The sequence below is a fragment of the Paucibacter sp. B51 genome (assembly GCF_027863535.1).
Lineage (GTDB): Bacteria > Pseudomonadota > Gammaproteobacteria > Burkholderiales > Burkholderiaceae_C > Paucibacter_A > Paucibacter_A aquatilis.
In genome coordinates, this window is the sequence record NZ_JAPIVN010000001.1 from 4,776,860 (window position 1) to 4,803,735 (window position 26,876).

Genomic DNA, 26,876 nt, shown 5'->3' on the forward strand with positions numbered 1-26,876 from the left:
GGCCCCCTGCTGTCGATACCGAAAACCCGAGGCTTGCCGCCCCGAGGTCCGGCGGACGCCCAGACGCCCTTGCAAGAAACAAAAACGGCCCGCGTCAAGCGGGCCGTTCGGTCTCAATCCATCGAACCGGCGCCCAAGCACCGGCCCGTGGCCATCAACGCTTGGCCAGGCGCTGCCAGGTTTCGATCACTGTGTCCGGGTTCAGGGAGATGGACACGATGCCCTCGCTGGCCAACCAGTCGGCGAAATCGGGGTGGTCGCTGGGGCCCTGGCCGCAGATGCCCACGTACTTGCCCGTGGCGCGGCAAGCGGCGATGGCGCGCGAGATCATGGCCTTGACGGCCGGGTCGCGCTCGTCGAAATCACCGGCCAGTTGCTCCAGGCCCGAATCGCGGTCCAGGCCCAGGGTCAACTGGGTCAGGTCGTTGGAGCCGATGGACATGCCATCGAAGTGCTCCAGGAACTGCTCGGCCAGGATGGCGTTGCTGGGCACTTCGCACATCATGATGACGCGCAGGCCGTCGCTGCCGCCGTCGGCCGCACGCTTGAGGCCACGCTCGGCCAGCATACTGACCACCCGCTCGGCCTGGCGCACCGTGCGCACAAAGGGCACCATGATCTCGACATTGCTCAGGCCCATGTCGATGCGCACGCGCTTGAGCGCCTCGCACTCCATGGCAAAGGCATCTGAGAACTCACCGCTGATGTAGCGCGAGGCGCCGCGGAAACCCAGCATCGGGTTCTCTTCATCGGGCTCGTAGCGCGAGCCACCAATCAGCTTGCGGTACTCATTGCTCTTGAAGTCGGACAGGCGCACGATCACCGGCCGCGGGTAGAAGGCCGCCGCGATGGTGGCAATGCCCTCCACCAGCTTGTCGACATAGAAGGCGCGCGGCGAGGCATGGCCTCGGGCCACCGACTCCACCGCCTTCTTCAGATCAGCATCGATGTTCGGATAGTCCAGGATGGCCTTGGGGTGGACACCGATGTTGTTGTTGATGATGAACTCGAGGCGAGCCAGGCCGACGCCGGCGCTGGGCATCTGCGCGAAGTTGAAGGCCAGCTGCGGGTTGCCGACGTTCATCATGATCTTGATCGGGCAGTAAGGCAGCTCGCCGCGGTGCACCTCGCTGACTTCTGTTTCCAGCAAGCCGTCGTAGATGTAGCCGGTGTCGCCTTCCGAGCAAGCCACGGTGACCAGCTGGCCATCCTTGAGCGTTTCGGTCGCATTGCCGCAACCGACCACGGCCGGAATGCCCAGCTCGCGCGCAATGATGGCGGCGTGGCAGGTGCGGCCACCACGATTGGTGACGATGGCGCTGGCCCGCTTCATCACCGGTTCCCAGTTCGGGTCGGTCATGTCGGTGACCAGCACATCGCCGGGCTGCACGCGCTCCATCTCGGCCACGCTCTCGACCAGGCGCACCGGGCCGGTGCCGATCTTCTGGCCGATGGCACGACCTTCGGCCAGCACGGCGCTGTGGCCCTTGAGCTTGTAGCTGTGCTCGACCTGGCCTTCGGCCTGGCTCTTCACCGTCTCCGGGCGGGCCTGCAAGATGTAAAGCTGGCCATCGACGCCATCACGGCCCCACTCAATGTCCATGGGACGCTGGTAATGCTGCTCGATGATGAGCGCGTACTTGGACAGCTCGATCACTTCCGCGTCGTTCAGCGAGTAGCGGTTGCGCGCCTCGGGCAGGGTGTCCACGGTCTTGACCAGCTTGCCGCTGGCGGCCTTTTCCTCGGCCGAAGTGAACTCCATGCGGATCAGCTTGGATCCGAGGTTACGTCGGATGATGGGCAGCTTGCCGCGCGCCAGGGCCGGCTTGTGCACATAGAACTCGTCCGGGTTCACGGCGCCCTGCACCACGGTTTCGCCCAGGCCGTAGCTGGAGGTGATGAAGACCACATCCTTGAAGCCGCTCTCAGTGTCGATGGTGAACATCACACCGGCCGAGCCGAGGTCGGAGCGCACCATGCGCTGCACGCCGGCCGACAGGGCCACGTCGGCATGGGCAAAGCCCTTGTGCACGCGGTAGCTGATGGCTCGGTCGTTGTAGAGGGAGGCAAACACCTCCTTCATCTTGTGCAGCACCTCTTCGATGCCCACCACGTTCAGGAAGGTTTCCTGCTGGCCGGCGAAGGACGCATCCGGCAGGTCTTCGGCCGTGGCGGAGGAGCGCACGGCGAAGGACACGTCCGGGTGGTCGGCCGTGAGCTTGGCGAAGGAGCTGCGGATCTGCGCTTCCAGATCGGCCGGGAAAGGCTGCGCCTCCAGCCAGCCGCGGATTTCCGCACCGGCCTCAGCCAGGGCGCGCACATCGTCGGTATTCAAGGTCGCCAGGCGCGCTTCAATGCGCTTGTCCAGGCCCTCATGCTTGAGGAATTCGCGGAAGGCATGGGCCGTGGTGGCAAAGCCACCCGGCACACGGACGCCCGAGGAGGACAGCTCCGAAATCATCTCGCCGAGGCTGGCGTTCTTACCGCCAACGACCTCGACGTCGCTCATCCTCAGATTCTCAAAGGGGACGACCAGGGCGGTCGGCTCAAAGCGTGCAGACATGGGAAAACTCCGTGATGTTGAAAATTCCGGAGTCCCGCCGGGGCGCCCACGGCGCCCCCCATGAAATGCAGCCACACGGCATCCCGGCCGATTCTTGATTCTGTTTGTGAGGATGGGATGGTCATGGCGCGAAGGCAGGACATTTCGAACGATTCTACGGGCTCGCCCGACTTATGATGAAGAAAGACTCTAGAGCCTGCTGACCATGCCCAATCGCACCGTGTACTTTGTCTCGGACGGTACCGGCATCACTGCCGAGACCTTTGGTAACTCCATCTTGGCCCAGTTCCCGGGCAAGCCGCGCCATGTGCGCCGCCCATTTGTGGACACAGCCGAGAAAGCCCACCAGGTGGTGCACGAGATCAACCAGACCAGCGAAGAGGAAGGCCGGCGCGCCATCGTTTTCGCGACCCTGGTCAATCGCGAGGTGCTGCAGGTGGTGCGCGAACATTGCAAGGCCCTGGTGCTGGACATGTTCAACACCTTCATCGAGCCGCTGGAGGAAGAGTTCCAGGTCAAGAGCAACCACCGGGTCGGCCGCTTCTCGGATGTGGCGCGCAGCCAGGAGTACCACGACCGCATCGAGGCCATCAACTTCTCGCTGGCCCATGACGACGGCCAATCGGCCAAGAACCTGGAATCGGCCGATGTGATCCTGGTCGGCGTGTCGCGCAGCGGCAAGACGCCCACCTCGCTCTACCTGGCCATGCAGCACGGCATCAAGGCGGCCAACTACCCACTGATCCCGGAAGACTTCGAGCGCAGCAAGATCCCCTCGATGCTCGAGCCGCACAAGCGCAAATGCTTTGGCCTGACAATTGATCCCGAGCGGCTTTCACAGATCCGCAACGAGCGCCGCCCCGGCAGCAAATACGCCGACCTGATGAACTGCCGCTACGAGGTCAACGAGGCGGAGGCCATGATGAAGCGCAATGGCATCTCCTGGCTGTCCTCGACCCACAAATCCATCGAAGAAATCGCCACCACCATCCTGCGCGACATCCGGCCGGACCGGTTGATCTACTGACGCGCCAGCTGGCGAGCGGGCTCAGCGCGGCGCCAGCAGACGCTGGCGCGCCGACTCGTACAGACAGATGGACGCGGCACTGCCCACATTGAGCGATTCCTCGCCGCCCGGCTGCGGAATGCCCACCGTCAAGGAGCAGCGCGCCATCAACCCGGGCTGCACGCCCTGCCCTTCGTGGCCCATGACCCAGGCGCAAGGGCTGGGCAGCGCGATCTGGTGCAGCTGCGCCTCGGCATAGGAGCTGGTGGCCACCAGGGGCACGCGCAAGCCGCCCAGGTCCTCGGGTGCCAGGCCCTCAATCAGGCGCAGGCCGAAATGCGCCCCCATGCCGGCGCGCAGCACCTTGGGCGACCAGAGTGCCGCCGTGCCCTTGAGCGCCAAGACCTGGCGAAAGCCCATGGCCGCCGCGCTGCGCAGAATCGTGCCGACATTGCCGGCGTCCTGCAGGCGATCCAGCACCACGGTGTCCGCCTCCGGGGCCAGGTCTTGCCCGGCGTCCAGCGGCACCTCGAAGCCGATCTGGGCCGGCGACTCCAGGCCACTGATCTGCTTGAACAGCGCCAGCGGCACGACCAGCTGACGCGGCGCCGCATCGGCCAGGGCGCGCAGCACCGGATCGGCCGCCGCGGCCTCGGTCAGCACCGCCTGCAGCACCGGATGGCCGCGCTGCAGGCAGGCGCGCACGAGATGGTCGCCCTCCAGCCAGACGCTGCCCAGCTTGCGGTAGGCACTGCCGTCCTGGCTCAGCTTGCGCAGGCGTTGCAGGGCCGGGTTGTCACGCGAAGTGATGTGAAGAATCGGGCTGCTGGGGCTCATGCGTTCTCGAGGATGTCGCGCACCGGGCCGAAACTGCGCCGGTGCCAGGCCGTCACGCCATGGGCGCGCAAGGCGGCCAGGTGTTCGGCGGTCGGGTAACCCTTGTGACCGGCAAAGCCGTACTCGGGGTGGCTGTCGTGCATGGCCAGGCACTGGCGATCGCGCGCCACCTTGGCCAGGATGGAGGCGGCCGAGATCGCCTGCACCTTGGCGTCGCCCTTGACGATGGCCTCGGCCGGGATCTTGAGCACCGGCAGGCGGTTGCCATCGACCAGCACCTTGGCCGGCTTGAGGCGCAAGCCTTCCACAGCGCGCTTCATGGCCAGCAGGGTGGCCTGCAGGATGTTGAGCCGGTCGATCTCTTCCACGCTGGCCTCGGCAATGCAGCAGCACAAGGCCTTGGCGCGAATCTCGTCGAACAGGCGTTCGCGCTTTTTCTCAGTCAAGGCCTTGGAATCCGCCAGCCCGGCGATCGGGTTGGTATCGTCGAGGATGACGGCGGCAGCCAACACCGGGCCGGCCAGCGGGCCGCGGCCGGCTTCGTCCACGCCGGCCACCAGCCCCAGGCCATCCCAGCTCAGGCCGAGTTGCTCGGGCACACGCAGCTCAGGCTTGCAGGACTTGCGCGATCGCATCGCAGGCCTTTTGCGCGGTATTGCAGCGCAGCAGCTCGTGTTGTTGCTGAAAAATGGCCCGCACTCGCTCGCAGCGCGCCGTGTCGTCCAGCCAGGCCAGCCCCTCGCGGGCCAGGGCCTCGGGCGTGCATTGATCCTGAATCAGCTCAGGCACGATGAAGTCGCGCGCCAACACATTCGGCAGGCCCACCCAGGGCTGGTAGTTCTTGCCCTTCATGCGCCACCAATTGAGCGCATGCATGCGGTAGGCGATCACCATGGGCCGCTTGAACAGCGCCGCCTCCAGGGTGGCCGTGCCGCTGGCCACCAGGGTGATGTCACAGGCCGCCAAAGCCTCGTGCGAACGGCCGTCCAGCAGATCGAATTGCAGGCCCGGGGCGTGCCGAGCCACCAGCGGGTCAATCAGGGCGCGCAGGCCCGGTGCCACCGGCATCACAAAGCGCAGCTCGGGCCGCGCGCGTTGCATCAGGACGGCGGCGCGCAGCAAGGGCTCGGCGATGTAGCGGATCTCGCTGCGGCGGCTGCCGGGCAGCAAGGCAACCACGGTGTCGGCTCCGTCTAACTTCAGAGCTGAGCGGGCCTGAGCCTGCGGCGGCTGCAGCGGAATCGCATCGGCCAGGGGGTGGCCCACATAGCTGGCGCCGATGCCATGGGCCTGCAAAAGCTCGGGCTCGAAGGGAAACAGACACAGCACATGGTCGGCCGAGCGCTTGATCTTTTCGACCCGCTCGGCACGCCAGGCCCAGATCGAGGGACAGACAAAATGCACCGTCTTCACGCCCGCTTCGCGCAGGCGCTGCTCCAGGCCGAAATTGAAATCGGGCGCATCCACACCGATGAAGGCCGCCGGTGGCTGGGCCAGCAGGCGGTCACCCAGCTGGCGGCGAATCGCCAGCAGCTCGCGGATATTGAGCAGGGCATCGACATAGCCGAAGACCGAGAGCTTGCTCGAAGGCCACCAGGCCTCGAAGCCCTGGGCGGCCATGCGCGGGCCGCCGATGCCCTGGGTCTTCAGCTCGGGCCAGCGCGCTTTCAGGCCCTGGATCAGCAAACTGGCGAGCAGGTCTCCGGAGGCCTCGCCGGCCACCAGGGCTAGGCTCAGCGAAGGCTCAGCCATGGGATCAGCGCACCAGACCGCGCTTGGCGCCGGCGATGAAATCCAGCATCAGCTGCACATCGGCCTGGGCATCCTGGGCCTGCTCGTCCCGCAGTGCGGTGATCTGCTCGACCGCTTGCTCCAGCGTCAGGCCACTGCGGAAGATCAGCTTGTGCAGCTGGCGGATCACGGCGATGCGCTCATTGCTGAAACCACGGCGGCGCAGGCCGGTCAGATTGACGGCGCGCACGGCCAGCGGGTTGCCGTCCACCGTCATGAAGGGCGCAACATCCTGCGACACATGGCCCTGGAAGCCGATCATGGCGTGGGCGCCGATCTTGACGAACTGGTGCACGCCGGTCAGGCCACCGATCACCGCCCAGTCACCGACATGGACATGGCCCGCCAGCGTGGCGTTGTTGGCCAGCACGCAGTGGTTGCCCAGCTGCACATCATGGGCCAGGTGCACATAGGCCATGATCCAGTTGTCGGAGCCGACCCGGGTGACGCCCTCTTCCTTGAAGGTGCCGGTGTTGAGCGTGCAGAACTCGCGCACCGTGTTGCGGTCCCCGATCACCAGCTCGGTCACCTCACCGCCATGGCTCATGTCCTGCGGCATCGCGCCGATGGAGCTGAACTGGTAGAACTGGTTGTCGGCACCGATGGTGGTGCGCCCCTCGATCACGCAGTGCGGGCCGATGCGGGTGCCCGCGCCGATCTTCACCTGCGGGCCGATCAGCGTGTAGGCACCGACCGTGACCGAGCTGTCCAGCTCGGCTGCAGGGTCGATGATGGCCGTCGGGTGAATCCTGCTCGTCATGGCGCGTCAGGCCTCAGGCGTCGATGCGGCGCATGGTGCAGATCAGCTGCGCCTCGCAGGCCAGCTCCTCGCCCACCATCACCTTGCCGCTGAACTTGTAGATGCCGGCCTTGGCGCGGTCCAGGGTCACGTCCAGCAGCAGCTGGTCACCGGGCTCGACCGGGCGCTTGAAGCGCGCGTTGTCGATGCCGGCGAAGTACACCACCGTGTTTTCATCCAGCACCGTGCCATTGCTGTCCAGGGCCAGCAAGGTGGCGGCCTGAGCCATGGCTTCCAGCATCAGCACGCCAGGCATGACCGGGCGGTGCGGGAAATGGCCGACGAAATACGGCTCGTTGATGCTGACGTTCTTGATCGCCTGGATGCGCTTGCCCTTCTCGATCTCCAGCACACGATCCACCAGCAGCAGCGGATAACGGTGGGGGAGCTTCTTCAGGATCTCGTGGATGTCCATCATGTTGAATTCTTCTTCTCGAGTGCGCGGATGCGTTCGCGCGAGGCGGCGCTCGACCTAGGTCAAGCGCCTCTTTTCTCTAGCGCCCTGAGGCGCTCTCGCAAAGTATGCAGCTGACGCAAGGTCGCCGCATTCTTTTCCCAGCTGGCATTGTCGTCGAAGGGGAAGACGCCGCTGTACTGGCCGGGCTGCTTGATGCTGCGGCTGACCACGGTGGCAGCCGACACATGCACATGGTCGGCCAAGCTCAGATGCCCCAGCACGATGGCACCGCCTCCAACCGTGCAATGCGCGCCGATGCGCGCGCTGCCCGCCACACCGGCGCAACCGGCCATGGCCGTGTGGGCACCGACATGGACGTTGTGGCCGATCTGGATCAAGTTGTCGAGCTTGACGCCGTCTTCGAGCACGGTGTCCTCGAGCGCACCACGGTCGATGCAGGTGTTGGCGCCGATCTCCACATCGTTGCCGATGCGCACGGCGCCGAGCTGTTCAATCTTTTCCCACTGACCCTGATTCGGCGCGAAGCCGAAGCCATCGGCACCGATGACCACCCCGGCGTGCACGATGCAGCGCTCGCCGATCTGGCAATCGAAGCCCAGGGTCACGCGGGCGGACAGACGACTGCCGGCACCGATGCGAGCATTGCGCTCGACCACACAGTGCGGACCGATCTGCGCGCCATCGCCGATGTTCACGCCAGCCTCGATCACCGCCAGGGCGCCGATGCTGACATCCGCGCCGATCACCGCGCTGGGGTCAATCACAGCGCTGGGATGGATGCCGGCCACCGGGCGCGGACGCACCCGCGCCGCCCACCACTGGGTGAGCCGCGCGAAGTACAGGTAAGGATCAGGCGTGACGATGGCCGCGCCGCGGGCCGCGGCCGCTTCGGCAAAGGCCGGCGCCACGATCACGCAAGCGGCGGTACTGCCAGCCAGCTGCGCCTGGTAGCGCGGGTTGGACAGAAAGCTCAGGGTGCCTGCATCGGCACCCTCAAGCGGTCCGATGCGCGTGATCTGCGTTTCGGACGCACCATGAAGATCGCCGCCCAAGGCGGCGATCACATCAGCCAGTGAGACTGCGCCCACCGATTACTTCTGGGCGTTGAGCGCGTCGATCACCTTCTTGGTGATGTCCACGCGGGCACTGAAGTGGATGGCGTCTTGCAAGATCAGGTCGTACTTTTCAGCATCGAAGATCTGCTTGATGACCTTGTTGGCGCGGTCGACGACGGCTTGCAGCTCTTCGTTCTTGCGCTGGGTCAGGTCTTCCTGCCACTCGCGGCGCTTGCGCTGCAGGTCGCGGTCCAGTTCCATCAGGTCGCGCTGGCGGCGGTTACGTTCGGCTTCCGACAGGGTCGGCGCGTCTTTTTCCAGCTTCTCGGCCGAGCTGCGCAGCTTGGTCTCGATGTCCTTCAGCTCTTTTTCGCGCTTGCCGAATTCGATCTCGAGCTTCTGGGTCGCAGCCTTGCCGACATTGGCCTCACGCAGCACGCGATCGCTGTTGACGTAGCCAATCTTCAATTCCTGCGCCTGCACGCCCAGCGTCGACACAGACATCATGGCAGCCACAGCCACCGCCTTAAAAAGCTTGCTCTTCATCAGAATGCAGTCCCGATCTGGAATTGGAATTTCTCGATTCTATCCGTTGGATGTTTACGCAAAGGCACGCCATAGCTCAGGCGCAGCGGGCCCATCGGAGACACCCAGCTCAAACCGAAACCTGCCGAGGCACGCAACATGGAGGTGCCGTTCTTGAGGGTATCGAGATTGATCTTTTCATGCTCGGCCCAGACGTTGCCGGCGTCAACGAAGCCAAACAGACGGAAGGTCTTGTCATTGCCGCTGCCCGGCACAGGCAGGTACAACTCGGCATTGAAGTTGATGCGACGATTGCCACCCGAGTAGGAGCCGGTCACATCCACCGGACCGAGCGAGCCGGCCTCGAACACCCGCACCGAACCCAGGCCACCGGCGTAGAAGTTCTTGAAGATCGGGTACGGCTTGCCGCCGATACCGGCGCCCCAACCCAGCTCGCTGTTCAAGCCCAAGGTGATCTTGTTGGTGATGGGGATGTAGTGCTGGTACTGCAGGTTGGCGCGCACATAGCGGGCATCGCCGGCCGGGCTCATTTCCAGGTTGATGCGCTGGTACTTGCCGACCATGGGCGAGATGATGCTGTCACGGCTGTCACGCTGCCAGCCGATGGTCAGCGGCAAGGACAGGCTGTTGTTGCCGAAAGCGCGCCCGTAGAGCAAGTAACTCAGGGGCAGGCCCTGGTTGGTGGTCAGCTTGGTGCGCTCGTAGCCGGCACCGAAGAACACGGTGTCCTGCTCGGAGAAAGGCACGCCGAAACGGATCGAGCCGCCGTGCGTGACCAGCTCGAACTGCTCACCCAGGGTGTTGATCGGCTTCTGCGTGCGGTAGAACACATCGAGCGCGCGCGAGACGCCATCGACGGTGAAGTACGGGTCCACGGTCGACACCACCAGGGCTCGGCCGACCGAGGAGGTGTTGACTTCCACGCCCAGGTAATTGCCCGAGCCGAAGACGTTCTCCTGCTTGATGGCACCGCTGAAGGACAGCTTTTGCTGGCTGGAATAGCCGGCACCAACCTGGATGTTGCCGGTCGGGCGCTCTTCCACGGTCAGGATCACATCGACCTGGTCCTGTGCGCCCGCCACCTCATTGGTGTCGATGGTCACTTCCTTGAAGTAACCGAGGCGCTCCACGCGGTCGCGCGAAGCCTTGATGCGGCGACCGTCGTACCAGGCCGATTCGAACTGACGGAACTCGCGGCGGATCACTTCATCGCGGGTGCGGTTGTTGCCGGCGATCAGCACGCGGCGCACATAGACGCGGCGAGCCGGCTCGGCCACAAAGGTCACCACCACCTGGCCGGTGGCGCGATCGATCTCGGGGCGGCTGTCGACGCGAGCAAAGGCGTAGCCGAAGCTGCCGTACAGATCGGTGAACGCACGCGTGGTCTGGGCCACGGCCTCGCCCTGGTAGGGCTGACCGGGGCGCAGCAGCACCAAACGGCGGAAATCGTCTTCACGGCCCAGGAACTCGCCTTCCAGCTTGACGCCGGTGACGGTGTAGGGCTGGCCTTCATTGACCGTGATGGCGATGCTGATGCTCTGCTTGTCCGGCGAGATGGTCACCTGGGTCGAGGTGACGGCAAACTCCAGATAGCCGCGGTTCATATAGTAGGAGCGCAGGGTCTCCAGGTCGGCATTGAGCTTGGTGCGCGAGTAGCGGTCGGTCTTGGTGTACCAGGTCAGCCAGCCGCTGCTGGTCTGCTCCAGCAGGCCCAGCAAGGTGCCCTCAGAGAAGACCTTGCTGCCCAGGATGCGCACTTCGGCAATCTTGGCCGGCTCGCCTTCGGTCACGTTGAAGCTCACGTTGACGCGGTTGCGCTCCAGCGGCGTGATGGTGGTGGTGACTTCGGCACCGTAGAGGCTGCGCGTCAGGTACTGGCGCTTGAGTTCCTGCTCGGCGCGGTCAGCCAAAGCGCGGTCGAAGGGCTTGCCTTCGCCGATGCCCACATCCTTCAGCGACTTGCTCAGCGCCTCGGTGTCGAACTCCTTGAGGCCCACAAAGCTCACATTGGCAATGATGGGGCGCTCTTCGATGGTGATGACCACATCGTTGCCATCGATGTTGATGCGCACGTCCTTGAACAGGCCGGTGGCAAACAGGGCGCGCAAGGCGGCGGCGCCCTTGTCGTCGTTGTAGCTGTCGCCGACACGGAAGGGCAGGGACGCAAAGACGGTACCGGGGTCGGTACGCTTCAGACCCTCAACACGGATGTCCTTGAGAACAAAGGGATCCACCGCCCAGGCGGCGCCTGACTGCAGTGTGGCCGCAATGGCCAAGGTCAGGATGGAGGGGCGCAGGGGCGCTCCCGTTCTAAAGAATGAGGACATGCAAGTAGAGTCAATGCAGGCCCGTCAAGCGGGCCACGTCGTTGGAAAGGGCCAAAGCCATCATCAGCATCAGGATCAGCGCGCCCGCGCGCTGCAGTTGCGTTTGCCACCACTCCGAGACGGGGCGGCCGCTCAAACCCTCGAAAAGATAATACATCAGGTGTCCACCATCGAGCATCGGCAGCGGCAGCAGGTTCAGCACACCCAAACTGACGCTGACCAAGGCCAGAAAGCCCAGGTACTGCGGCAGACCCGACCGCGCTGACTGACCTGCGTAGTCCGCAATCGTCAGCGGGCCACTGAGGTTCTTCAGCGAAGCCTCTCCGACCAGCATACGGCCGAACATCTTGACGGTCATGGCCGAAACATCCCAGGTGCGTTCGACGCCCCGAAGCAGGCCATCCCACAGGCCGTAACGCACCAGCACCATGGCAGGCGCTGCGCCCACCATCGCTTCGATGCGGCCGATCTTGCGGCCGGCATCGACCATCACCTTGGGCCGCACCTCCAGCTCAACCATCTGGCCATGACGCTCCACCTGCCACTGCATGCTGCGCGCCGGCTCACTCTGGCCCGCCTGACGGATCAGTTCGCGCAAGCTGGCGGCGTCGGCCACTGCCACGCCATCGACACGGCGCACCAGATCGCCCTCCTTGAGCCCAGCAGCCTCGCCCGCGCCACCAGGCGTCAGGCGACCCAGCACCGGCTCGCTGAAGGCCGGGCCCAGACCCAGCTTGCTGACCACCTGGGCATCGATCTCATGGGCACCGAGGCTGTCGGTGTCCAGCACCACGCTACGGCGGCCATGGCCCTGGGCATCGCTGAGCTCCAGATGCAACTTGCGACCCTGCTCCACAGCCTGGGTCAGCTGCCAGCGCAGCTCGGCCAGGGACTGCAGCTCGCGCCATTGCTGGCCATCGGCGGACACGGCCTGCACCCAGTCACCAGCGCGCAAGCCCGCGCGTTCGGCCATGGATCCCGTTAGCGGCGCGCCCAGAATGGGCTTGGGCTCCTCTTGACCGACCCAGTTGACGCCGGCGAACAGCAAGGCGGCCAGCAACAAATTGGCCAGCGGGCCAGCCGCCACCACCGCCACGCGCTGGCGCAGCGGCCGATTGTTGAAGGCCTGCTCGCGCAGACCGGCCGGCACCGGGCCTTCGCGCTCGTCAAGCATGCGCACATAGCCGCCGAGCGGCAAGGCGCAGAGGGTGAACTCGGTCGAATCGGGCGTGCGCTGATGGCGCCAGAGCACGCGGCCAAATCCCACCGAAAAGCGCAAGACCTTGACGCCACAGGCGCGAGCCACGCGGTAATGCCCGTACTCATGCACGACCACCAGCACCGCCAGGGTCAGGATGAAGGCCAGCACGGTGCTCACGCGCCGAGCTCCTCAATCAGGGCCAGGGCCTGGCGGCGCGCACGCTGATCCAGGCCCAGCAAGCCTTCCACGCTGCTGCACTCACCGGCCTGCGGCAGGGTCTGCTCCAGGCTCTGGGCATTGACGCGGTGGATGTGATCGAAGCGCAGGCGGCCGTCGAGGAAGGCTGCGACGGCCTCTTCGTTGGCGGCATTGAGTACGGCAGTCGAACCCTCGGCCGCGCGCAGCGCTTGCCAGGAGAGATACAGACCGGGGAAGCGGCGCTCGTCCGCCTCTTCAAAGCTCAGCGCGGGCTGGGTCAGCAGATCGAGCCGGCTGGCGCCGGCCTCGATGCGCTCGGGGAAGGACAGGCCGTAGGCGATGGGGACGCGCATATCGGGCGTGCCCAGCTGGGCCAGCACCGAGTTGTCGCGGCACACCACCATCGAATGGATGATGCTCTGCGGATGGATCAGCACCTTGATCTGCTCGGGCTTGAGCGAGAACAGCCAGCGCGCTTCGATCACCTCAAGTGCCTTGTTCATCATGGTGGCCGAATCGACCGAGATCTTGCGACCCATCACCCAGTTCGGGTGGGCCACAGCCTGGGCCGGCGCCACCTCGTGCAGGGTGGCCGGGTCGCGCTGGCGGAAGGGGCCGCCGGAGGCGGTGAGCACGATGTGATCGATGCGCTGCGCCCAGGTGCTGCGATCCTCGGGCAGGCATTGGAAGATGGCGGAATGCTCGCTATCGATGGGCAGCAAGGTGGCACCGCCTTGCTCCACCGCCTGCATGAACAAGGCGCCACCGACGACGATGGCCTCCTTGTTGGCCAGCAGCAGGCGCTTGCCCGCTTTTGCTGCCGCCAGGCAGGGCGCCAGGCCGGCCGCGCCGACGATGGCGGCCATGACCATGTCCACCTCGGGATGGGCCGCCACGGCGGACAAGCTGTCCACGCCGTCCAGCACCTCGGTGCGGCTGCCCTGCTCGCGCAATTGGCTGCGCAGCTGCGCGGCCAGGCTCGCATCGGGCAAGACGGCAAAACGCGGCTGCCACTGCAGGCACTGGGCCAGCAAGGCATCCACCCGGCTCATGGCGCTCAGCGCGAAGACTTCGTAACGCTCGGGATGGCGACCCAGCACATCCAGGGTGTTGACGCCGATGGAACCGGTGGAGCCGAGCACGCAGATGCGCTGCGGACGGGTATGAAGACTCATGGCAGGGAGGAACTCAGGGAACTCAGCGCCAGGGCCAGCGGGAAGACCGGCAGCAAGGCATCGACGCGATCGAGCACACCGCCATGGCCCGGCAGCAACTGGCTGCTGTCCTTGGCGCCGACCGCACGTTTGATCAGGGATTCGAACAGGTCACCGACCACGCTCATGCTGGCCAGGAAAACCAGAGCCAGCAGGCCGATGGCCAGGCCCTGCCCTTGCAGCAGGCGCTGGTAGAGGCTGGCGGAATCGACCGCGAACTGGCGGTCGATGACAAAGGTCCAGAACAGACCCAGGGCGAGCACGCCGGCCATGCCGGTCCAGACGCCCTCCCAGCTTTTGCCGGGGCTGATGGTCACGGCCAGCTTGCGCCGGCCGAAGGTCCGACCACCGAAGTAGGCGGCGATGTCGGCCATCCAGACCAGGCAAAAGATGGAGAGCAGGAAGTTGATGCCGGTGGCCTTGGCCTCCAGCATGGCGCCCCAGGCCGCCCACAGCGCCAGGGCGCCGAGCAGCAGGCGCAGGGCCTTGGAGGCCTGCGGCCAGGCTGCCGGGCCGCCGCGCAAGGCATAGGCCCCGCCCAGCACCCAGATCAAGCCCGCCAGCCACCAGCACCAGGCCGGGCGCGGCGCCAGACCGAAGAACCAGAGCGTGCCCGCGCAGGCCGCGGCCAAGGCCGCACCGAAGGCCAGAGCCGGCAGGCCACCGCCAGCATTGAGCCTGCACCACTCCCAACCGGCCGCGCCGATCATCAGCAGGGTCAGCAAGGCGAAAGGCCAGGGCGAGGCGGCGAACAGAGCGGGCAACAAAACGGCCAGCAAGGCCAAGGCCGTGATGATGCGGGCTTTGAGCATGGGGTTCAAACGCCAGCCAGTGCCGGCGCCTCTTTGACGCCGCCAAAGCGGCGGTCGCGTTCACGGAAAGACTCGATGGCCGCGTCCAGCTGCGCCTCACCGAACTCGGGCCACAGGCAGTCGGAGAACACAAACTCGGTGTACGCGACCTGCCAGAGCAGGAAATTGCTGATGCGCACTTCACCGCCGGTGCGGATGAAGAGGTCGGGGTCGGGCGCGTAGTTCATGGCCATGAACTCGGACAGGCGCGCTTCGGTCAGCTCGGCCGGCGGCACGCCCGCCTGCATCGCTGCCTTGCAGGCCTGCACCACATCCCAGCGGCCGCCGTAGTTGAAGGCCACGGACAGGGTCAGCTTGCTGTTGTGCGCCGTGCTGCTCTCGGCCTCGTTCCAGGCATTGCGCAGCTTGTCAGACACTGCCTCGCGGTCACCGACGATGCGGATGCGCACCCCCATGGCCCCCATGCGCGCCAGGTAGCGCGACACGGCTGCCAGCACCAGACCCATCAGGCCCGAGACTTCATCGCTGGGGCGCTTCCAGTTCTCCGAGGAGAAGGCAAACACCGTCAGGTACTCGATCTCGCGATCGATGCAGGCCTGCACGATCTTGACCAGGGCATCGACGCCCTGCTTGTGGCCGAAGAAGCGCGGCAGAAAGCGCTTCTTCGCCCAGCGGCCGTTGCCATCCATCACGATGGCCACATGGCGGGGCACCGCCTTCTTCTCGGTCGTCACTGTCGCGAGCTCGCTCAGACCGCCAGGATTTCGGCTTCTTTGGCCGCGACCAGCTTGTCGATCTCGGCGATGGTGCGATCGGTCAGCTTCTGCACATCGTCCAGGCTGCGGCGCTCGTCGTCTTCGCTGATCAGCTTGTCCTTGGTCAGCTTCTTGGCTTGCTCATTGGCATCGCGGCGCAGATTGCGCACGGCGATCTTGGCGTCTTCGCCTTCGTTGCGCACCACCTTGGTCAGGTCGCGGCGGCGCTCTTCGTTGAGCGGCGGCATCGGCACGCGGATCAGCTCGCCTTGCGAAGCCGGGTTCAGGCCCAGATCGGACTCACGAATCGCCTTCTCGATCTTGGCACCCATGCCTTTTTCCCAGGGCTGCACGCTGATGGTGCGGGCATCGAGCAAGGTCACATTGGCCACCTGGGTGACGGGCACCATGGAGCCGTAGTAGTCGACACTGACCTGATCGAGGATGCCGGGGTGGGCGCGGCCGGTGCGGATCTTGTGCAACTCGTTCTTCAGCGCCTCGACCGACTTGGCCATCTTGGCTTCAGCGTTCTGCTTGATGTCTGCAATGCTCATGATTCTTGACCTTGAAAACCTTTGTTTCTCAAACGTGCACCAGCGTGCCTTCGTCTTCGCCCATCACCACGCGCTTGAGCGCGCCGGCCTTGAGGATGCTGAACACGCGGATCGGCAGCTTCTGGTCGCGGCACAGCGCGAAAGCGGTGGCGTCCAGCACCTGCAGATTCTTGGTGATGGCCTCGTCAAAGCTGATGCGCGAGTAGCGGGTCGCACTCGGGTCCTTCTTGGGATCGGCGGTGTAGACACCATCGACCTTGGTGGCCTTGAGCACGATCTCAGCGCCAATCTCGGCACCACGCAGCGCGGCGGCCGTGTCGGTGGTGAAGAAGGGGTTGCCCGTGCCGGCCGCGAACACCACGACCTTGCCTTCTTCCAGATACTGCAGGGCCTTGGGGCGCACATAAGGCTCCACCACCTGCTCGATGCCGATGGCCGACATCACGCGAGCGACGATGCCTTCCTGGCGCATGGTGTCGGCCAGGGCCAGGGAGTTCATCACCGTGGCCAGCATGCCCATGTAATCGGCCGTGGCGCGGTCCATGCCGACCGAGCCGCCCGCGACACCGCGGAAGATATTGCCGCCACCGATGACCACCGCCACCTCCACGCCGAGCTCGGTGACCTCGCGGATCTCCTGCACCATGCGCACGATGGTCGCGCGGTTGATGCCGAAAGCGTCGTCGCCCATCAGGGCTTCACCGGAAAGTTTGAGCAGGATGCGTTTGAGCGCGGGCATGAGGACCTCTTGATGGCTGCTGTTGCTGAATGGGATGTCGGGCTTGTGCCGCGTCTGCAGACCGCCGGGTAGGCAGCCATGCAGCCCAAGAATGGGGCCGCCGACTTCAACGGGCACAAGTGTAAAGGGCGCCAGAGGCGCCCTTTGTTTGCTTCAGGGCTTACTGGCCCTTGGCGGCGGCCACTTGCGCGGCCACTTCGGCGGCGAAGTCGTCCACCTTCTTCTCGATGCCTTCGCCCACCACGTACAGGGTGAAGCTCTTCACCGTGGTGGCCTTGTCCTTCAGCATGGCGGCGACGGTTTGCTTGCCGTCAGCGGCCTTCACGAAGACTTGGTCCAGCAGCGAGACTTCCTTCAGGAACTTCTGCACGGCGCCGTCCACCATCTTGGCGACGATGTCGGCCGGCTTGCCGGACTCGGCAGCCTTCTCGGCAGCGATCTTGCGCTCCTTCTCGACCAGCTCAGCCGACACTTCGGCAGCCGACAGGGCAGCCGGCTTCATGGCAGCCACGTGCATGGCGACGTCCTTGGCGGCCACTTCGTCGCCGTCGAACTCGACCATCACGCCGATGCGGGTTCCGTGCAGGTAGGAAGCCAGCTTGGTGCCCGATGCATAGCGCTGGAAGCGGCGGATCGACATGTTCTCGCCGATCTTGCCGATCAGACCCTTGCGCACGTCTTCCACGGTCGGGCCGAAGCCTTCTTGCGACAGCGGCAGCGCCGACAGGGCGGCCACATCGGCCGGGCCTTCGGTGGCGACCAGGCCAGCGACCGCGTTCACGAAGGCCAGGAAGGCATCGTTCTTAGACACGAAGTCGGTTTCGCAGTTCACTTCCAGCAGGGCGCCCACGCCGCCGACCACGGCCGAGGCGACCACGCCTTCAGCGGTCACGCGCGAAGCGGCCTTGCCCGCCTTGTTGCCCAGCTTGACGCGCAGGATTTCTTCGGCACGACCCAGATCGCCTTCGGCTTCGGTCAGCGCCTTCTTGCATTCCATCATCGGGGCATCGGTGCGGGCGCGCAGCTCAGCGACCATGCTTGCGGTAATTGCAGCCATTTGTTTCTCCGTTACTCAATGAACCTGCCCGGTTTCACGCGGGCAGACACTTCAACCAATTTGCTTTGAAAAAAAGGGGCTGAACACAGCCCCTTGATTCGGCGTCAGCCTGGCCGCTTGAAACTCAAGCGCCTTCGGCGACTTCCACGAACTCGTCGCCAGCCGGGGCAGCGGCTTGCACGACTTCGTTGCCGGCGTTGGCACGGCCTTCGATCACGGCGTCAGCGACGGCGCGAGCGTACAGCGCCACAGCCTTGGCGGAGTCGTCGTTGCCGGGGATGACGTAGTCGATGCCTTCGGGCGAGTGGTTGGTGTCAACCACGCCGATCACGGGGATGCCCAGCTTCTTGGCTTCGGCCACGGCGATCTTGTGGAAGCCCACGTCGATCACGAAGATGGCGTCGGGCAGACCGTTCATGTCCTGGATGCCGCCGATGTTCTTTTCCAGCTTGGCCAGATCGCGTTGGAACAGCAGGGCTTCCTTCTTGATGGCGGGCTGGGTGCCGGCTTCGACCTGGGCTTGCATGTCCTTCAGGTTCTTCAGCGAGGCCTTGACCGTCTTGAAGTTGGTCATCATGCCGCCCAACCAGCGTTGGTCGACGTAAGGCACGCCAGCGCGCTGGGCTTCCAGGGCCACCACTTCACGGGCTTGGCGCTTGGTGCCAATCATCATGATGGTGCCGCGCTTGGCCGACAGCTGGCGAATGAACTTCAGAGCCTCTTCAAACGCAGGCAGCGTCTTTTCGAGGTTGATGATGTGAATCTTGTTGCGGTGGCCGTAGATATACGGGGCCATCTTGGGGTGCCAGAAGCGGGTTTGGTGACCAAAGTGGACGCCGGCTTCCAGCATTTCGCGCATCGTAACGGACATGTTTTTAACTCCGAAGGTTGTGTCTAAAATCCGGCCCGAATTGCTCTGCTTCGTGACCTCTGCCCCATATCCAAACGGGGCCTGGCCTCTTGCAACAACTTGCAGCAGCAACACCTCTCAGTGGCCGGTTTGCGATTGATTCACCAGCACAAACCCCGGGCAAAAATTGCCTAGGGCGTCCGGCAAAACCCAAAGAGTATACACGACCTATGCCCAACGACCTGAGCAGTGCCTTGGCTGCCCTGCATGAAGGCCGCCTTCACGCTCTGGATGCCCTGCAGTCCAGCCAGCACGCCGCCCATTCCGACGCCTGCCGTCACGCCTACATCGACGACTCCCTCGATCGCATGGCGCCCGCCGCGCAAGCCGCCGCCGAGGCCTGCGATGCCGCGGCCCGCGCCGGCGCCCCCCGCCCTCGGCTGGGCGGCCTGGCCATCGGCATCAAGGACTTGTTCGATGTGGCCGGCGCCACCAGCAGCGCCGGTTCGCGCCTGCTGCAGGGCCATCCGCCCGCAAGCAGCGACAGCCCCGCGGTGGCCCGCCTGCGCCAGGCCGGCGCCGCCCTGCTGGGCCGCAACACCATGAGCGAGTTCGCCTTCTCCGGTGTGGGTATCAACCCGCACCAAGGCACGCCCGCCAACCCCGTCACCCAAGCCCTCGATCGCCACGAGCGCATCCCCGGAGGCTCCACCTCCGGCGGCGCGGTTTCGGTGGCCACCGGCGCCGCCTGGGCCGCCCTGGGCTCGGACACCGGTGGCTCGATCCGCATCCCGGCCGCCCTGCAAGGCCTGGTCGGCTTCAAGAACACCGCCCGGCTGACGCCGACCGAAGGCTGCATCCCCCTGTCCACAACACTCGACACCGCCTGCGCCATCACCCGCTCGGTGCGCGACGCCGTGCTGCTGCATGAGGTGCTGGCCGCGCGCACCGTGCACCTGCAAGCACGGCCGCTGAACGCCTGCCGCTTTGCCGTGGTGAAGAACCATTTCCTCGACGGCATGGACGACGCGGTCAGCACCGCTTTCGAAGCGAGCCTGCGCCTGCTGCGCCAACAAGGCGCGCAGATCGAAGAGATCCAGCTGCCCGCCTTGCAGGACCTGCCCCAGCTGCAAGCCCAAGGTGGCTTTGCCGCGGCCGAAAGCTGGGCCTGGCACCGCCCCCTGATGAACGCCCACGGCGACAGCGCCTACGACCCCCGTGTCGCCACACGCATCCGCCGCGGCGAGGCCATCAGCGCCGCCGACTACATCGACCTGATCCACGCCCGCCGCCGCTGGATCGCGGCGATGGAATCGCAGCTGCAAGGCTTCGATGCCGTGCTCAGCCCCACCGTGCCGGTGGTCGCCCCCCTGCTGCAACCCTTGCTGCTGAGCGACGAGGCCTTCTTCACCACCAACGCCCTGCTGCTGCGCAACCCCTCGGTGGTCAATCTGCTCGATGGCTGTGCCCTGTCCCTGCCCTGCCATGCGGCGGGCCAGTTGCCGGTCGGCCTGATGGTGTGGGCACCAGCCCTGCAGGACGAGCAGGTCCTGAGCCTGAGCCTGCACATCGAGCAGGCCCTGCGCGCGCACACCTCCGGCGAGGAGCACTGAGATGCGCATCGCCATCATCGGCGCCGGCGTGGCCGGCGTCTGCAGTGCCTACGAGCTGGCCGCGGCCGGCCACCAGGTCACCGTCTTCGAGCGCCGCGGCAGCGTGGCCGCAGAAGGCAGCTTTGCCACCGGCGGCCATATCGCGCCGGCCCTGATGCTGCCCTGGCTGGCCCCCGCCTTCCCGCGCCCCGGCGCTGGCCCGCTGGGCTGGCAATGGCAGCGCTGGCGCCAACAGCGCAAGCCGGCCACGCAAGAGGCGCAAGACCGCCTGCTGCAACTCGCCCGCTTCAGCTTCGAGCGCCTGCAAGCACTGCGCCGCCATCTGCAGCTGGATCACGAGCGCGCCGAGGGCCAGCTCGTGCTGCTGCGCCAGGACAAGGATCAGAAGGCCATCCAGGCCGGCCTGGAACGCCTGCAGCGCCTGGAGCTGCCGCACCGCCTGCTCGATGCCGCGCAATGCCTGGCCCTGGAGCCCGGCCTCAACCCCGAGATCGCCCTGCATGGCGGCGTGCAACTGGGCGTGGGCGAGGTGGGCAACACGCGCCAGTTCTGCCACCTGCTGCGCAGCGAAGCGCAGCGCCTGGGTGCGCGCTTTCGCTTCCACACGACGGTGCGCAGCCTGGAAGCGGGCGCGCCCACCCGCCTGGTGCACGAATACACCCCGACCGACGAGCAACTGGGCAGCAGCCCGCGCCGCAACGAGCCCCAGGAGGCCGGCGACACCCAGCCCGCGCCGCTGGGCCCGCAGGAAGAGCGCTTCGACGCGGTGCTGGTCTGCGCCGGCACCGGTGCAGCGCCGCTGCTCAAGGCCCTGGGATTGAAGCCTCGCTGGCGCGAGCTGCACACCCTGTCGATCACCGCACCACTGCGCGTGCTGGAGGCCCACCCGCATCTGGGCCCGGCGGCCGGCCTGCTGGACTGGCAGCGCCAGATCGGCATCGCCCGCATCGGTCAGCGCGTGCGCGTGTCCAGCCTGCCCCGGCCACATGCGCTTGAATTGAAGGCCAGCACCCTGGCGCCCTTGCATGAGACCCTGAACGACTGGTTCCCTGGCGCCATGCAGGCCGGCCAGGTGCAGAAGTGGCAAGGCAGTCATCTGGTTCTTGATGACGGCCTGCCGGTGCTGGGCGCCAGCGGGCAGCCCGGCATCTGGCTCAATCTAGGCCAGCAATCGCTCGCGCATTCAGGCTGGACCCTGGCCTGCGGTGCGGCCGCCGTGCTGGCGCATCAAATCAGCGGCAAAACAGCCAGTGACATGCACGGCAGCGAGCCGCCCGATATCCGCGGGCTGGACATCACGCGCTCCGCCTGACAAGCTGGGGCCGTGCTGCTCGACCTCCAACACCCCGCCCACGCGCTGCCCCTGCACAGCGCGGCACAAAGCCGCGCCATCGAGGCCGCAGCCCTGGCCCATTCGCCCTCGCCACCCTTGATGGAGCGGGCCGGCCTGGCGCTGGCGCGCCTGATCCTGGCCTTGCCGCGGCGCGGCGAGGGGCCGGTGCTGTTCGCCTGCGGGCCCGGCAACAACGGCGGCGACGGCCTGGTGGCCGCGCGCCTGCTGCATCAGCACGGCCTGCCTGTTCAGGTTCAGCTGATGGACGCCAGCCGCGCCGGCAGCCAGCGGCCTGCCGATGCGCAAGCAGCCCTGAAAGCCGCCCAAGCCGCCGGCGTGCCCATCCAGGTCGGCTGGCAGGCGCCGGAGCGCTGCAGCCTGGCCGTCGACGCCTTGCTGGGGCTGGGTCTGCAGCGCGCACCCAGCGGAGCGCTGGCCGAGGCGATCCGCGGCTTGAACGCCCTGCCCGCTCGCGGGTCCGGCTGTGCCCTGCTGGCGGTGGACCTACCCAGCGGACTGATGGCCGACACCGGCATGCCCGCCCCGGGCGACTCCACCAGCCCTGCCACTGCTGTACAAGCCCAGCATTGCCTGAGCCTGCTGACCTTGAAGCCCGGCCTGTTCACCGGCCAGGGCCGCGCTTTGTGCGGCCGGATCTGGTTTGACGATCTGGGCGTGGACCTCGGCGGCAGCGCCGCGCTGGCCCAGCTGATCGCGCGCGACAGCCTTCAGCCCTGGCTGCGCGGTCAGGGCGGCGCTCGGCACCTGCAGCACAAGGGCAGCCAAGGGGATGTGCTCGTGATCGGCGGTGCGCCGGGCATGCGCGGCGCCGCACGCCTGGCCGCCCGCGCCGCCTTGGCGGCAGGCGCCGGCCGGATCTACGCCTGGCTGCTGGACTCAGCAGCCGACGCCGACGTGGACCCGCAGCGCCCCGAGCTGATGCGCTGGAATTCCCCGTTATCCGATGGCAAGGGAGGCACCTGGCCTGGGCGCACCGTGGTCTGCGGTTGCGGCGGCGGCGAAGCCGTCGGCGGCGTGCTCGCCGAGGTGCTGGGCCATGCCGAGCGCCTGGTGCTCGATGCCGATGGACTCAATGCCGTGGCCCGCGAGCCCCGCCTGCGCGCCCTGCTCTCGGCTCGCATGGGCCTGGGCCTGGCGACGGTGCTGACACCCCACCCGCTGGAGGCCGCGCGCCTGCTGGGCTGCACGGTGACCGAGGTGCAAGCGGACCGGCTCCAGAGCGCGCGCAAGCTGGCAGATCAGCTGCACTGCACGGTGCTGCTGAAAGGCTCCGGCAGCGTGATCGCATCACCGAGCCAGGACCACACACCCCTCTCACACCTCACGCCCCTCACACCGCAAATCGCCATCAACTCCAGCGGCAATGCGGCCCTCGCCACACCGGGCAGCGGCGATGTGCTGGCCGGATGGCTGGGCGGCCTGTGGGCGCAAACGCCCTCGCTGCAACCCGCAAGCGTGGCCGGCGCCGCCTGCCACTGGCATGGCCTGGCGGCTGAAACGCAAATCGGCGGCCCCTTGCGAGCCGCCGATCTGGTGGAGCGCATGCATGCGCTCCATGCGCAAGCGCAGGCCTGAGCCCGGGTCTGAGCCCGGGTCAGAACCCGCACTCAGGCCGCAACTCAGGCCGTAGCCTTAGCGTCGCTTGCCACCCGTCTTGGCGGACGCGGCCGCAGACTTGCCGGCCTTGGCCGATTTGCCTGACTTGCTGGCCTTGGACGCCTGGTTCTTGCGTGCCACCTGACGCGCCAACTCCACGGGGTGCGGCGCTTGCGCCGCGGGGCTGCTGGCACCGCCGCTGCGGCTGCGGCCCGCCGTGCCGCGACGTGCCGCCTTGGCCACGGCCTTGACTTCCCGGTCGCGGCTCAGCAATTGCTCCAGTTCTTCTTCGGCAGTGACCGGCAAGGCCAGGGCCGCGGCGCGCGCACCCTGCCCAGCCTTGTCGCGAGCCGCACGGGCCAGCAGCTTGGCCTCGCCGCTCTCCTGCACCAGCCGGAAATCAATCTTGCGCGCATCGAGATCAACGCGGCCAACCTGCACCTGCACCTTGGCACCGGTCGCGTAACGGATGCCGGTGCGTTCGCCACGCAGCTCCTGGCGCACCTCGTCGAACTTGAAGTACTCGCCACCGAGCTCGGTGATGTGGATCAGGCCCTCGACGAACAAGGCGTCGAGCTGCACGAACAGGCCAAAGCTGGTGACCGCGCTGACGGTGCCGGCAAACTCCTCGCCCAGGTGCTCGCGCATATAGCGGCACTTGAGCCAGGCCTCGACATCGCGCGAGGCCTCGTCGGCGCGGCGCTCGTTGGCGCTGCAATGCGCGCCCACCACCTCCCAGCGTTCCAGCTCGGTCGCGGCCTTGGCCGGATCGATGGGCGCCGCGCGACCCGGGCGCTTGGCGGGCATGGGCACATCCATCTTGCCGGCGTCGAGCTGGTACTTCTTGTCCGACAGGATGGCCTTGATGACGCGATGCACCAGCAAGTCGGGGTAGCGTCGGATCGGGCTGGTGAAGTGGGTGTAGGCCTGGTAGCTGAGGCCGAAGTGCCCGGCGTTCGCGGCCGTGTACTGCGCCTGCTGCATGGAGCGCAGCAGCATGGCGTGGATCTGGGTCGCATCGACCCGGTCCTTGGTGGCCGCGGCAATGGCCTGGTACTCGCTGGGCTTGGGGTTGTCGCCGATGGAAAGGCCCAGGCCCAGGGCGCGCAGATAGGCCTGCAGCGCGACACGCTTCTCCGGCGTGGGACCCTCGTGCACGCGGAACAGTGAGCCGTGCTTGGAATGCTCGATGAAATCGGCCGCGCAAACATTGGCGGCCAGCATGGCCTCCTCGATCAGCTTGTGCGCCTCATTGCGGGTGCGCGGGATGATTTTCTCGATGCGGCCGTTGTCGTCGCAGACGATCTGCGTTTCCACCGTGTCGAAATCGATGGCACCGCGGCGGTGGCGCTCGCCCAGCAAGGCGCGGTAGACCTCGTGCAGGTTCAGCAGATGCGGCACCAGATCGCGGCGCTTGGCAGCCTCGGGGCCATGGGTGTTGCCAAGAATCGCCGCCACCTCGTTGTAAGTGAAGCGCGCATGGGAGCGGATCACGGCCGGGTAGAACTGGTAGGCCGAGACTTCGCCACTTTCGTTGACCAGCATGTCGCAAACCATGGACAGGCGGTCTTCGTAGGGGTTCAAGGAGCACAGGCCGTTGGACAGCTTCTCCGGCAGCATGGGGATCACGCGGCGCGGGAAGTAGACCGAGGTGGCACGCTCGTAAGCGTCGCCATCGAGCGGGTCGCCGGGTTTCACGTAATGGCTGACGTCGGCAATGGCCACCAACAGACGCCAGCCGCTGAAGGCCGTCTTGCCTCGCCCCTGCTTGTGCGGCTCGCAGTAGACGGCATCGTCGAAATCGCGCGCGTCTTCGCCGTCGATGGTGACCAGGGCGACATCGCGCAGGTCGATGCGGCCTTTGAGATCGACGGCGCGCAGCTTCTCGGGCAGCTTGGCTGCCTGCGCCAGCGTGGCGGCGCTGAAGCGGTGCGGCACGTCGTACTTGCGGACGGCGATCTCGATCTCCATGCCGGGATCGTCAATCTCACCCAGCACTTCAACGACACGACCCACCGGCTGGGCATAAAGCGAAGGCGGCTCGATCAACTCGACCGCCACCACCTGACCCGCCACGGCATTGGCAATGCCGGCCTTGGGAATCAGGATGTCCTGCCCCATGCGCTTGTCCTCGGGCGCCACCAGCCAGATGCCGGACTCAAGCAGCAAACGGCCGATGATGGGCTTCTTCTTGCGCTCGAGGATCTCCAGCACCCGACCCTCGGGCCGGCCGCGCTTGTCATAACGCGTGATTCGCACGCGCAGGCGATCGCCGTGCATGACGGCATGCATTTCCTGCTGCGAAAGGTAGATGTCTTGCGTGCCGACATCGGGCAGCAAGAAACCGTGGCCATCGCGATGGCCTTGCAGCGTGCCCTCGACCTCGCTCAGCAATCCGGGGGTTTCGGCAGGCGCGGCTGCTTTCGCATTCGCGGTACTTGAGTTCTTAAAGTTTTTGATGATAGAATCCTTGCTTTCCTGAAACGACAGGGCTTACTCGATACCGATCGAAAGATACTTGGAATCGAGCTCAGCTTTGAACCTTGCCCAGGTGGCGGAATTGGTAGACGCACTAGTTTCAGGTACTAGCGGGTAACTCCGTGGAGGTTCGAGTCCTCTCCTGGGCACCAAATCCATCAAAGGCCGATATCGCAAGATATCGGCCTTTGTCATTCTCGCGCCCAGAAAGCAAAGTCCGGCGGACTTTGCGTGAGGACGAGAAGGCTTCGCCCCAAAGGAGCGAAGCGGGGTCGCAGCCATGTGACCGAGTCCTCTCCTGGGCACCAAATCCATGAAAAGCCGGTATCGAAAGATACCGGCTTTTTTCTTGCGCGCACCCAATTCAAATTCGAGATCAGGTGCGACGCGCGCATCCGACAGTGCGGATGCCGCGAAAAAGAAAGTAGAGAAAAAAGAGAAAAGCCGGCCGACGCCGACCTGCATCAGGTCAGCGTCGCCGGCTTTTTGCATGGCCTGCAGCGTAGGCTCAGACAACGAATTTCTTGGCCAGCGCATCGGGGCGCATGTCGTCGTACTCTTCGAAGGGCTGATGGATCCAAGGGCTGGTTTCCAGCATTTCGACGTAGTAGTCGGGCGTGTAGCTGGACACACCCTTGGTCCAGATCACCGCGGAGCGCAGCTCGCTGATCGCCGGCATGCCGCGTAAGCGCTCGACCACCGCCTTCAGCGTCACGCCGGAATCCGCCAGGTCATCGACCAGCAGCACGCGGCCGGCCAACTCGCCCTTGGGCATGGTGATGTACTTGGCGATGTCCAGGCGGCCCTGGATGGTGCCGGCTTCGGCGCGGTAGGAGCTGGTGGACATGATGCCCAGCGGCTTGTCGAACACGCGGGACAGCACGTCGCCGGGGCGCATGCCACCACGGGCCAGGCACAGGATTTGATCGAACTCCCAGCCGGAAGCGTGGATCTTGAGCGCCAGGCGCTCGGTCAGCATGTGGTATTCGTCCCAGGACACGTACAGATGCTTGCCGTCGTCGGTCAACATGGATGGTTTCTCCTGTGGAGTGGGCGGGTGAGGCTCAAAAAACTAAGAAAGACTGGCCCTGCAGCGAGCGAGGCCAGAGCAGC

The 26,876-nt window shown here is 65.9% G+C and carries 23 protein-coding genes and 1 tRNA gene; 5 read left to right on the top strand and 19 right to left on the bottom strand.

Annotated elements, in window-relative coordinates:
• Positions 1–154: 154 nt before the first annotated feature.
• Positions 155–2,563 (bottom strand): phosphoenolpyruvate synthase, encoded by a 2,409-nt coding sequence (gene ppsA, locus OOB33_RS20135; RefSeq protein ID WP_102767403.1) that lies wholly within the window; start codon positions 2,561–2,563, stop codon positions 155–157.
• Positions 2,564–2,768: 205 nt separating this feature from the next.
• Between ppsA and ppsR the strand changes: the two genes are divergently transcribed.
• A complete protein-coding gene (gene ppsR, locus OOB33_RS20140; protein WP_171825824.1) occupies positions 2,769–3,590 on the top strand; it encodes a posphoenolpyruvate synthetase regulatory kinase/phosphorylase PpsR in 822 nt (273 codons plus the stop codon).
• Between the two features lie 21 nt (positions 3,591–3,611).
• Here ppsR and OOB33_RS20145 read toward each other — a convergent pair whose 3' ends face one another.
• From OOB33_RS20145 to rpsB, 16 genes are all read right to left on the bottom strand, one after another.
• Positions 3,612–4,406, bottom strand: a complete 795-nt coding sequence (locus OOB33_RS20145) for a TrmH family RNA methyltransferase (RefSeq protein ID WP_271009932.1) — start codon at positions 4,404–4,406, stop codon at positions 3,612–3,614.
• Positions 4,403–5,041: a ribonuclease HII gene (gene rnhB, locus OOB33_RS20150; protein ID WP_271009933.1), complete on the bottom strand. Its 639-nt coding sequence runs from the start codon at positions 5,039–5,041 to the stop codon at positions 4,403–4,405. Before rnhB ends, OOB33_RS20145 begins: the two co-directional genes overlap by 4 nt.
• Entirely contained in the window at positions 5,013–6,158 is a 1,146-nt protein-coding gene (gene lpxB, locus OOB33_RS20155; protein ID WP_271009934.1) for a lipid-A-disaccharide synthase, read from the bottom strand. The genes rnhB and lpxB overlap by 29 nt, the downstream gene beginning before the upstream one ends.
• A 4-nt stretch (positions 6,159–6,162) precedes the next feature.
• Positions 6,163–6,957, bottom strand: a complete 795-nt coding sequence (gene lpxA / locus OOB33_RS20160) for an acyl-ACP--UDP-N-acetylglucosamine O-acyltransferase (RefSeq protein ID WP_102767408.1) — start codon at positions 6,955–6,957, stop codon at positions 6,163–6,165.
• A gap of 13 nt (positions 6,958–6,970) precedes the next feature.
• Positions 6,971–7,414: a 3-hydroxyacyl-ACP dehydratase FabZ gene (gene fabZ, locus OOB33_RS20165; protein ID WP_171825820.1), complete on the bottom strand. Its 444-nt coding sequence runs from the start codon at positions 7,412–7,414 to the stop codon at positions 6,971–6,973.
• Between the two features lie 59 nt (positions 7,415–7,473).
• Positions 7,474–8,502, bottom strand: a complete 1,029-nt coding sequence (lpxD, locus tag OOB33_RS20170; protein WP_171825819.1) for a UDP-3-O-(3-hydroxymyristoyl)glucosamine N-acyltransferase — start codon at positions 8,500–8,502, stop codon at positions 7,474–7,476.
• 3 nt (positions 8,503–8,505) lie between these two features.
• Entirely contained in the window at positions 8,506–9,015 is a 510-nt protein-coding gene (locus OOB33_RS20175) for an OmpH family outer membrane protein (RefSeq protein ID WP_102767411.1), read from the bottom strand.
• Complete coding sequence (bamA, locus tag OOB33_RS20180) at positions 9,015–11,342, bottom strand: outer membrane protein assembly factor BamA (RefSeq protein ID WP_102767412.1); 2,328 nt, start codon at positions 11,340–11,342, stop codon at positions 9,015–9,017. The genes OOB33_RS20175 and bamA overlap by 1 nt, the downstream gene beginning before the upstream one ends.
• A 10-nt stretch (positions 11,343–11,352) precedes the next feature.
• Positions 11,353–12,720, bottom strand: a complete 1,368-nt coding sequence (gene rseP, locus OOB33_RS20185; protein WP_271009935.1) for an RIP metalloprotease RseP — start codon at positions 12,718–12,720, stop codon at positions 11,353–11,355.
• Complete coding sequence (locus OOB33_RS20190) at positions 12,717–13,916, bottom strand: 1-deoxy-D-xylulose-5-phosphate reductoisomerase (protein ID WP_271009936.1); 1,200 nt, start codon at positions 13,914–13,916, stop codon at positions 12,717–12,719. The genes rseP and OOB33_RS20190 overlap by 4 nt, the downstream gene beginning before the upstream one ends.
• A complete protein-coding gene (locus OOB33_RS20195) occupies positions 13,913–14,767 on the bottom strand; it encodes a phosphatidate cytidylyltransferase (RefSeq protein WP_102767415.1) in 855 nt (284 codons plus the stop codon). The genes OOB33_RS20190 and OOB33_RS20195 overlap by 4 nt, the downstream gene beginning before the upstream one ends.
• Before the next feature lie 5 nt (positions 14,768–14,772).
• A complete protein-coding gene (gene uppS, locus OOB33_RS20200) occupies positions 14,773–15,501 on the bottom strand; it encodes a polyprenyl diphosphate synthase (protein WP_102767416.1) in 729 nt (242 codons plus the stop codon).
• Between the two features lie 14 nt (positions 15,502–15,515).
• On the bottom strand, positions 15,516–16,076 hold the full coding sequence (frr, locus tag OOB33_RS20205; RefSeq protein WP_102767417.1) for a ribosome recycling factor: 561 nt from the start codon (positions 16,074–16,076) through the stop codon (positions 15,516–15,518).
• A gap of 28 nt (positions 16,077–16,104) precedes the next feature.
• Complete coding sequence (pyrH, locus tag OOB33_RS20210) at positions 16,105–16,815, bottom strand: UMP kinase (RefSeq protein WP_102767418.1); 711 nt, start codon at positions 16,813–16,815, stop codon at positions 16,105–16,107.
• Between the two features lie 160 nt (positions 16,816–16,975).
• Positions 16,976–17,872 carry a translation elongation factor Ts gene (gene tsf / locus OOB33_RS20215; RefSeq protein WP_271009937.1) on the bottom strand — a complete coding sequence of 299 codons (897 nt, stop codon included), beginning with the start codon at positions 17,870–17,872 and terminating at the stop codon, positions 16,976–16,978.
• 124 nt (positions 17,873–17,996) lie between these two features.
• A complete protein-coding gene (rpsB, locus tag OOB33_RS20220; RefSeq protein ID WP_102767420.1) occupies positions 17,997–18,743 on the bottom strand; it encodes a 30S ribosomal protein S2 in 747 nt (248 codons plus the stop codon).
• A 209-nt stretch (positions 18,744–18,952) separates the two neighbouring features.
• On the opposite strand from rpsB, the gene OOB33_RS20225 reads away from it, so the two are divergent.
• From OOB33_RS20225 to OOB33_RS20235, 3 genes are read left to right on the top strand one after another with little or no spacing between them, the layout of a single operon-like run.
• Positions 18,953–20,335 carry an amidase gene (locus OOB33_RS20225; RefSeq protein ID WP_271009938.1) on the top strand — a complete coding sequence of 461 codons (1,383 nt, stop codon included), beginning with the start codon at positions 18,953–18,955 and terminating at the stop codon, positions 20,333–20,335.
• Position 20,336: 1 nt separating this feature from the next.
• Positions 20,337–21,647: an FAD-dependent oxidoreductase gene (locus tag OOB33_RS20230; protein ID WP_271009939.1), complete on the top strand. Its 1,311-nt coding sequence runs from the start codon at positions 20,337–20,339 to the stop codon at positions 21,645–21,647.
• 12 nt (positions 21,648–21,659) lie between these two features.
• Positions 21,660–23,264 carry an NAD(P)H-hydrate dehydratase gene (locus tag OOB33_RS20235; protein WP_271009940.1) on the top strand — a complete coding sequence of 535 codons (1,605 nt, stop codon included), beginning with the start codon at positions 21,660–21,662 and terminating at the stop codon, positions 23,262–23,264.
• A 57-nt stretch (positions 23,265–23,321) separates the two neighbouring features.
• Here the strand turns inward: OOB33_RS20235 and rnr are convergent, their stop codons facing one another.
• On the bottom strand, positions 23,322–25,745 hold the full coding sequence (gene rnr / locus OOB33_RS20240) for a ribonuclease R (protein ID WP_271010091.1): 2,424 nt from the start codon (positions 25,743–25,745) through the stop codon (positions 23,322–23,324).
• 85 nt (positions 25,746–25,830) lie between these two features.
• Here rnr and OOB33_RS20245 point away from each other — a divergent pair.
• Positions 25,831–25,915 (top strand) — tRNA-Leu (locus OOB33_RS20245).
• A gap of 356 nt (positions 25,916–26,271) precedes the next feature.
• On the opposite strand, the gene OOB33_RS20250 is transcribed toward OOB33_RS20245, so the two are convergent.
• Positions 26,272–26,793 carry a phosphoribosyltransferase gene (locus tag OOB33_RS20250; protein ID WP_102767424.1) on the bottom strand — a complete coding sequence of 174 codons (522 nt, stop codon included), beginning with the start codon at positions 26,791–26,793 and terminating at the stop codon, positions 26,272–26,274.
• Positions 26,794–26,876 lie beyond the last annotated feature (83 nt).

What these genes read in the sequence shown, in the direction of transcription:
- ppsA (WP_102767403.1), bottom strand. Translation starts at nt 2,563, where the DNA reads ATGTCTGCACGCTTTGAGCCGACCGCCCTGGTCGTCCCCTTTGAGAAT.
- ppsR (WP_171825824.1), top strand. Translation starts at nt 2,769, where the DNA reads ATGCCCAATCGCACCGTGTACTTTGTCTCGGACGGTACCGGCATCACT.
- OOB33_RS20145 (WP_271009932.1), bottom strand. Translation starts at nt 4,406, where the DNA reads ATGAGCCCCAGCAGCCCGATTCTTCACATCACTTCGCGTGACAACCCG.
- rnhB (WP_271009933.1), bottom strand. Translation starts at nt 5,041, where the DNA reads ATGCGATCGCGCAAGTCCTGCAAGCCTGAGCTGCGTGTGCCCGAGCAA.
- lpxB (WP_271009934.1), bottom strand. Translation starts at nt 6,158, where the DNA reads ATGGCTGAGCCTTCGCTGAGCCTAGCCCTGGTGGCCGGCGAGGCCTCC.
- lpxA (WP_102767408.1), bottom strand. Translation starts at nt 6,957, where the DNA reads ATGACGAGCAGGATTCACCCGACGGCCATCATCGACCCTGCAGCCGAG.
- fabZ (WP_171825820.1), bottom strand. Translation starts at nt 7,414, where the DNA reads ATGATGGACATCCACGAGATCCTGAAGAAGCTCCCCCACCGTTATCCG.
- OOB33_RS20175 (WP_102767411.1), bottom strand. Translation starts at nt 9,015, where the DNA reads ATGAAGAGCAAGCTTTTTAAGGCGGTGGCTGTGGCTGCCATGATGTCT.
- bamA (WP_102767412.1), bottom strand. Translation starts at nt 11,342, where the DNA reads ATGTCCTCATTCTTTAGAACGGGAGCGCCCCTGCGCCCCTCCATCCTG.
- OOB33_RS20190 (WP_271009936.1), bottom strand. Translation starts at nt 13,916, where the DNA reads ATGAGTCTTCATACCCGTCCGCAGCGCATCTGCGTGCTCGGCTCCACC.
- OOB33_RS20195 (WP_102767415.1), bottom strand. Translation starts at nt 14,767, where the DNA reads ATGCTCAAAGCCCGCATCATCACGGCCTTGGCCTTGCTGGCCGTTTTG.
- frr (WP_102767417.1), bottom strand. Translation starts at nt 16,076, where the DNA reads ATGAGCATTGCAGACATCAAGCAGAACGCTGAAGCCAAGATGGCCAAG.
- pyrH (WP_102767418.1), bottom strand. Translation starts at nt 16,815, where the DNA reads ATGCCCGCGCTCAAACGCATCCTGCTCAAACTTTCCGGTGAAGCCCTG.
- tsf (WP_271009937.1), bottom strand. Translation starts at nt 17,872, where the DNA reads ATGGCTGCAATTACCGCAAGCATGGTCGCTGAGCTGCGCGCCCGCACC.
- rpsB (WP_102767420.1), bottom strand. Translation starts at nt 18,743, where the DNA reads ATGTCCGTTACGATGCGCGAAATGCTGGAAGCCGGCGTCCACTTTGGT.
- OOB33_RS20225 (WP_271009938.1), top strand. Translation starts at nt 18,953, where the DNA reads ATGCCCAACGACCTGAGCAGTGCCTTGGCTGCCCTGCATGAAGGCCGC.
- OOB33_RS20230 (WP_271009939.1), top strand. Translation starts at nt 20,337, where the DNA reads ATGCGCATCGCCATCATCGGCGCCGGCGTGGCCGGCGTCTGCAGTGCC.
- OOB33_RS20250 (WP_102767424.1), bottom strand. Translation starts at nt 26,793, where the DNA reads ATGTTGACCGACGACGGCAAGCATCTGTACGTGTCCTGGGACGAATAC.